This is a genomic window from Leucobacter komagatae (genome assembly GCF_000834055.1).
In the GTDB taxonomy this organism is placed as follows: Bacteria; Actinomycetota; Actinomycetes; order Actinomycetales; family Microbacteriaceae; genus Leucobacter; species Leucobacter komagatae_A.
This window is the reverse complement of record NZ_JXSQ01000057.1, coordinates 1-4573: the sequence shown is the minus strand read 5'-3', so window position 1 is coordinate 4573 and position 4573 is coordinate 1. Positions and strand designations below refer to the sequence as shown.

The following is a 4573-nucleotide window of genomic DNA, read 5'->3' as shown; positions in this document are numbered from 1 at the left end:
GGGGCCCGGGCGCTTAGGCGAAGCCGTCGGCCGCCGCGCGCGCCTCTGCCCGAGCCTCGTCGAGTGAGGCACCGACGACGGTGACGTGCCCGACCTTGCGGCCCGGGCGCGGAAGCTTTCCGTAGCTGTGGATCTTTGCCGCGGGGTGCGCGGCGAGCACGGCCGGGTACCGCACTGGCATGGGCCCCTCTGCTGGGCCGCCGAGCACGTTCACCATGACGGCGAACGGCGCGGCCATCGCCGGGTCGCCGAGCGGCAGATCGGTGACGGCGCGCAGGTGCTGCTCGAACTGGCTCGTGATCGAGCCCTCGATCGAGAAGTGGCCGGAGTTGTGCGGGCGCATCGCGAGCTCGTTCACGAGCACGCGACCGTCGCGGGTTTCGAACATCTCAACGGCGAGTACGCCGGTCGCGTCGACGCCCTCGGCGACGATCGCCCCGATGCGGGCAGCCTCTGCAGCGGTCTCGGGATTCGAGACGGGGGCGGGCGCGAGCACCTCGGCGCAGACGCCGTCCTGCTGGATGGTCTCGACGAGCGGCCAGGCGCGGGTCTCCCCCGATGGGCGGCGCGCGACGAGCTGCGCGAGCTCGCGGGTGAAATCGACGAGCTCTTCGGCGAGCAGGAAGCCGCCTCGCCCATCCTCGGCGAGTGCCGTGAACCAGTCGCGCACTTCGTCCGCTTGGGCGATGACGCGCACGCCCTTCCCGTCATAGCCGCCGCGGGCGGTCTTCACGACGGCGCGGCCGCCGTTTGCGTCGATGAACTGCTGCAGTTCGTCCTCGCCAGCGACGGCGGCCCACGCTGGGATCGGCACCCCGAGCTCTGCAAGCTTCTCGCGCATGAGGATCTTGTCCTGCGCGTACTGCAGGGCGTGCGGCCTGGGGTGCACGGCCTTGCCGCGTCGCTCGAGCTCGTTGAGGATCTCGTGCGGCACGTGCTCGTGGTCGAATGTGACGACGTCGACGGTGTCGGCGAACGCGTACACGGTCTCAGCGTCGCGGTAGTCACCCACCATGTCGGCGGCACGGGCCGCGCTCATGCCCTCCGTCTCGGCGAGCACCGAGATGTCGAGGCCGAGGTGGATCGCGGGCGGCACCATCATTCTCGCGAGCTGGCCACCGCCAATCACGCCGACGCGCACGGAGGACTTCGCAGCAGCAACTTCAGGTTTTTCGCTCACCACTCCATTCTGCCGCATCCGTGGGCCCGGCGGAGCCAGCTGCTACTCGGCGATGCGGAGAAGGTCGCTCGGTCCGGCCGCGTCCGGCATCCCGAGTTCGGGGTGCAGTCCAGTCGCTATCCACGATGAGGTGAGCAGGAGCGCGCGGCAGATGAAGTTGAACCAGAGCAGCAGGCCAACGAAGATCGCGAACGGTGCGAGCAGCGGGTTGCTTGTCGCGCCGCCGAGGAGCGCGGTTCCGAGGACCTTCAACACGAACAGTGCCGCTGCGCCGATCATCGTTCCGGTGACGAGCGGCCACCAGGCGATCCGCACCTCAGCGAGGTAGCGGTGGATCGCGATGAGCACGAGCACGTCGAACACGTACGTTGCGCCGTAGCGCACGACCGTGCCGATCCCACCGAAGAACCACCCGTCTGGGCTGAGGCCCAGCCATGACATTACGGTGTCGGTGAGGTTCGAGCTCACGAGCGTGAGCACTGCCGACATGATGATCGCGAGGAAGAACCCTACGGCGAGCGCGAGGTCACGCACCTTCAGCAGGAGGGCGTTGCGGTACTCCTTCACCTCAAGGCCGAAGATGATGCGGATCGACCGCCGCGTGCCCGTGAACCAGTTGATGGCTACCCACACGAGCGACGCACCGGCGACGATCGATGCCCAGTCGAGTCCGCGGGTCTCGAGCAGGGATTGCACGGGGATCGCCGCGTCCTTGTCTTCACCGAGCAGTCCTGGCACGAACACGTTGATCTGCTCGATGATGGTGGCGAGCAGCTCCGGCTGGTTGCGCAAGACAATGCCGAAGATGCTGAACCCGACGAGAAGGCCTGCGAACACGGCGAAGAGCGCCTGGTAGCTCATGCCTCCCGAGAGCACGCTCCCGCCGACGTCCGTGAAGTGCGAAAACGTCCGGTAGGGGCGTGTGCGCTGGATCCGCTGCCAGAGGGAAAGCCCGCGTGCAATTACTCCTGGCTGCGGGGTTTCTGTCATGTCAGCGAGTGTAGCGCGCTGGCGGAAGTCCATGCGGACTCCGCCAGCGCGCAGCACCAAACTAGCCCTGGTCCCCGTGCGCGCCGCGCCCGCCACGGAGGCGACCGCCAACGGCGAACGCTCCCCCTGCGAGCAAGACAAGCACGGCGGCGAGCCCGAAGAGCCCGAGTCCGCTTCCGCCGGTCTCCGGCAGCCGTACCAGGGTGCCTGGCTTCGCGGGCACGTCGGGCTTGTCAGTCGGGGGCGTGACGGTCGGGGGCGTGACGGGCGGGATCGGCGCGTACCCGTTCAGGAACAGCACCTCGATCGGCTCGTCGTTCTGCTGCTCCCGAATCTGCACGTCTGCCGTCAGCCCGTCGACCGACGGGAATACACCAGGGGCAACATCCACTGCGCGGGTGTTCTCCTTGTAGCTGCCAAGCTCGCCGGCCTCGCGTGCGGAGCAGTTCGCGCCGATGGGGATGCCGTCGATCGTCACTGAGCCGTCCTTCGGCACGGTGACGCGCGCGTGGTCGCCCAGATCCAACGCGACCCGCTCGGGGCCACTTTCTGACCCGCTCGGCACGGTGCAGGAGAGTTCGATGGCGAAGCTTTCCGGCGCACGATCCTTCGCGAGACCGGTGGTCTCCTTCGAGATGACGAGCGAGCCCGTCTTCACGGTGACGCCCGTGCGCTGCGGCGCTGCTGGCAGATTCACCCGCGTGCCGTTCGTCCCCCAGCCGACGACGCCGTTCTGGTTCCACGCGAACTGTGGCTGCGTGAACTGCTCGAGCGTCGGGCGCAGCGCGCCCTCGGATCCACCAACAACGCGGTTCACGGTCTCAAATTCGACGAGAATGTTCCCGCCTGGCTGCAGCGGCTGCTCGGTCATGTCGACGTTCACGCGGAGGCCGGCAACATCCTTCGCATCACCGGTGTAGTCCGCGAGGGGTTCCCACTGGTTCGCGGGGTTCGCGGTCGCATCAGCACACTCTGGGTCGGCCGCCCAGAGCGAACCTCCCCCGCTTGTGCCGACACAGGCGGTACGGTTCTGGGTCACCTCGATCGTGTAGCTCGCGCCAGCTGGCAGGCCGCTCACGCGAATGCCCGAGAGGTCCGCGAGCACGGGGGCGAAGGTTGACCCGCGCGAGGCACCACCGGCGAGCATCCGGTCACCCGGTGCTGACAGCATGTCGACGACGGTCATCCGCGACAGCGGATTCGTGCCCGAGTTGATGTTCTCGAGCTTCCACGTATCGGTTGCGCCGACTGCCGTATACGAGGCGCAGGGGCTGCGCGTGTAGTCGGAGCCAATGGGCAGGTAGTTGCCTGGGCCGCACTGCTCGCCCGTTGTGGTGTCGAGCGCGCCGCTCACGAGGTTCTCCCCCAGGGTGGGAACGGACTCACCGCTCACCGTCTTGCGGGCACCAACGACGGTGCCGACACGCGGCTGCACGTAGTTCGTGTTCGAGCAGCTGTTTGGCGCGTCAGTCGCACCAGGGTCCTGCCCGTACTCACTCGGCCGCTCGCACTGTGCCAGCGTCACACCCGTCTCCACGATGACCTCGTTCACGGCACGCTTGCCCGCGGTCGTCGGCTCCATGATGAGCCCGAGCGAGATCGTGACACGCTCACCCGGCTGGATGCGCGCGTTGCTGCCCCAATCGAAGACCAGGTTCTGGCCGTCGCCTGCGAGCGTCACGCGCGGCGCGCCACGCAGGCTCGTCGCACCGCCGGTCGTCGATACGCTCTCGGCGGTTGGCGCGACCCCGTCCCACGTGAGGGATGATGGCAGCGCATCAGTGACCTTCGTAATTGGGAGGATGCTCGTGCCCGTGTTCGTGAACACGAGCTTCCACGGCGCGCTCGCAAGGGCCTCAACCTGGTGGGTTGTCGTGTCGTTCGGGGCGCGCTTTTCCACCTTCAGCTTGTGCTCTCCTGGCGAGAAACGCACGTCGTCATCGGCTGAGGCATCTGCCGTGCCGTACTTCGTGTTCTTGGCGACAACGGTCGCCACGTTCTTCACGGAGTCCTGCTTCCAGTTCACCGCCTGGCCGTCCCTGAGCCGCACATCAAACGCGAGCCGCGCAGATGACCACGAAGCGTTCCACGACGTTATCCCTGAGGGGAACACCCTCGCGTCCGCGCGGTCGAAGACGACTCCGGCGCCGCGGATGGTTGCGGGGTCGCCTGTGAAGTCAGCGTAGTTCTGCCACTGGCCGTCTACGAGCACCTGCACGGTTGCCCTGTCCGCCCCCTTCGGCAGCGCTGGATCCTCGAACGACACGAGTTCGAAGCGGTCCCAGAAGCCCTTGGTGGTGTCCTGAATGGTGAGGGTATCGAGTGGCGCGGTTGACCCGTTGGGCTGTGCGACGAGCTCAACACGCACTGGCGACTCAGGGTCGCTCTCGAATACCGTCTTAT

The 4573-nt window shown here is 67.3% G+C and carries 3 protein-coding genes; all 3 read right to left on the bottom strand.

All coding sequences use genetic code 11. The features are described from left to right. Positions 1–13: 13 nt before the first annotated feature. Positions 14–1198: a 5-(carboxyamino)imidazole ribonucleotide synthase gene (locus tag SD72_RS16620; RefSeq protein WP_084767302.1), complete on the bottom strand. Its 1185-nt coding sequence runs from the start codon at positions 1196–1198 to the stop codon at positions 14–16. A 24-nt stretch (positions 1199–1222) separates the two neighbouring features. After that, the gene (locus tag SD72_RS16615) at positions 1223–2170 is read right to left on the bottom strand and encodes a YihY/virulence factor BrkB family protein (protein ID WP_042545587.1); all 948 of its coding nucleotides are present in this window, start codon (positions 2168–2170) and stop codon (positions 1223–1225) included. A 61-nt stretch (positions 2171–2231) separates the two neighbouring features. Further along, on the bottom strand, positions 2232–4573 hold a 2342-nt coding region (locus tag SD72_RS18095; protein ID WP_042545586.1), incomplete at its 5' end, for a DUF5979 domain-containing protein.

Coding starts and splice junctions, on each gene's coding strand:
- SD72_RS16615 (WP_042545587.1), bottom strand. CDS start 2,170: ATGACAGAAACCCCGCAGCCAGGAGTAATTGCACGCGGGCTTTCCCTC.
- SD72_RS16620 (WP_084767302.1), bottom strand. CDS start 1,198: ATGCGGCAGAATGGAGTGGTGAGCGAAAAACCTGAAGTTGCTGCTGCG.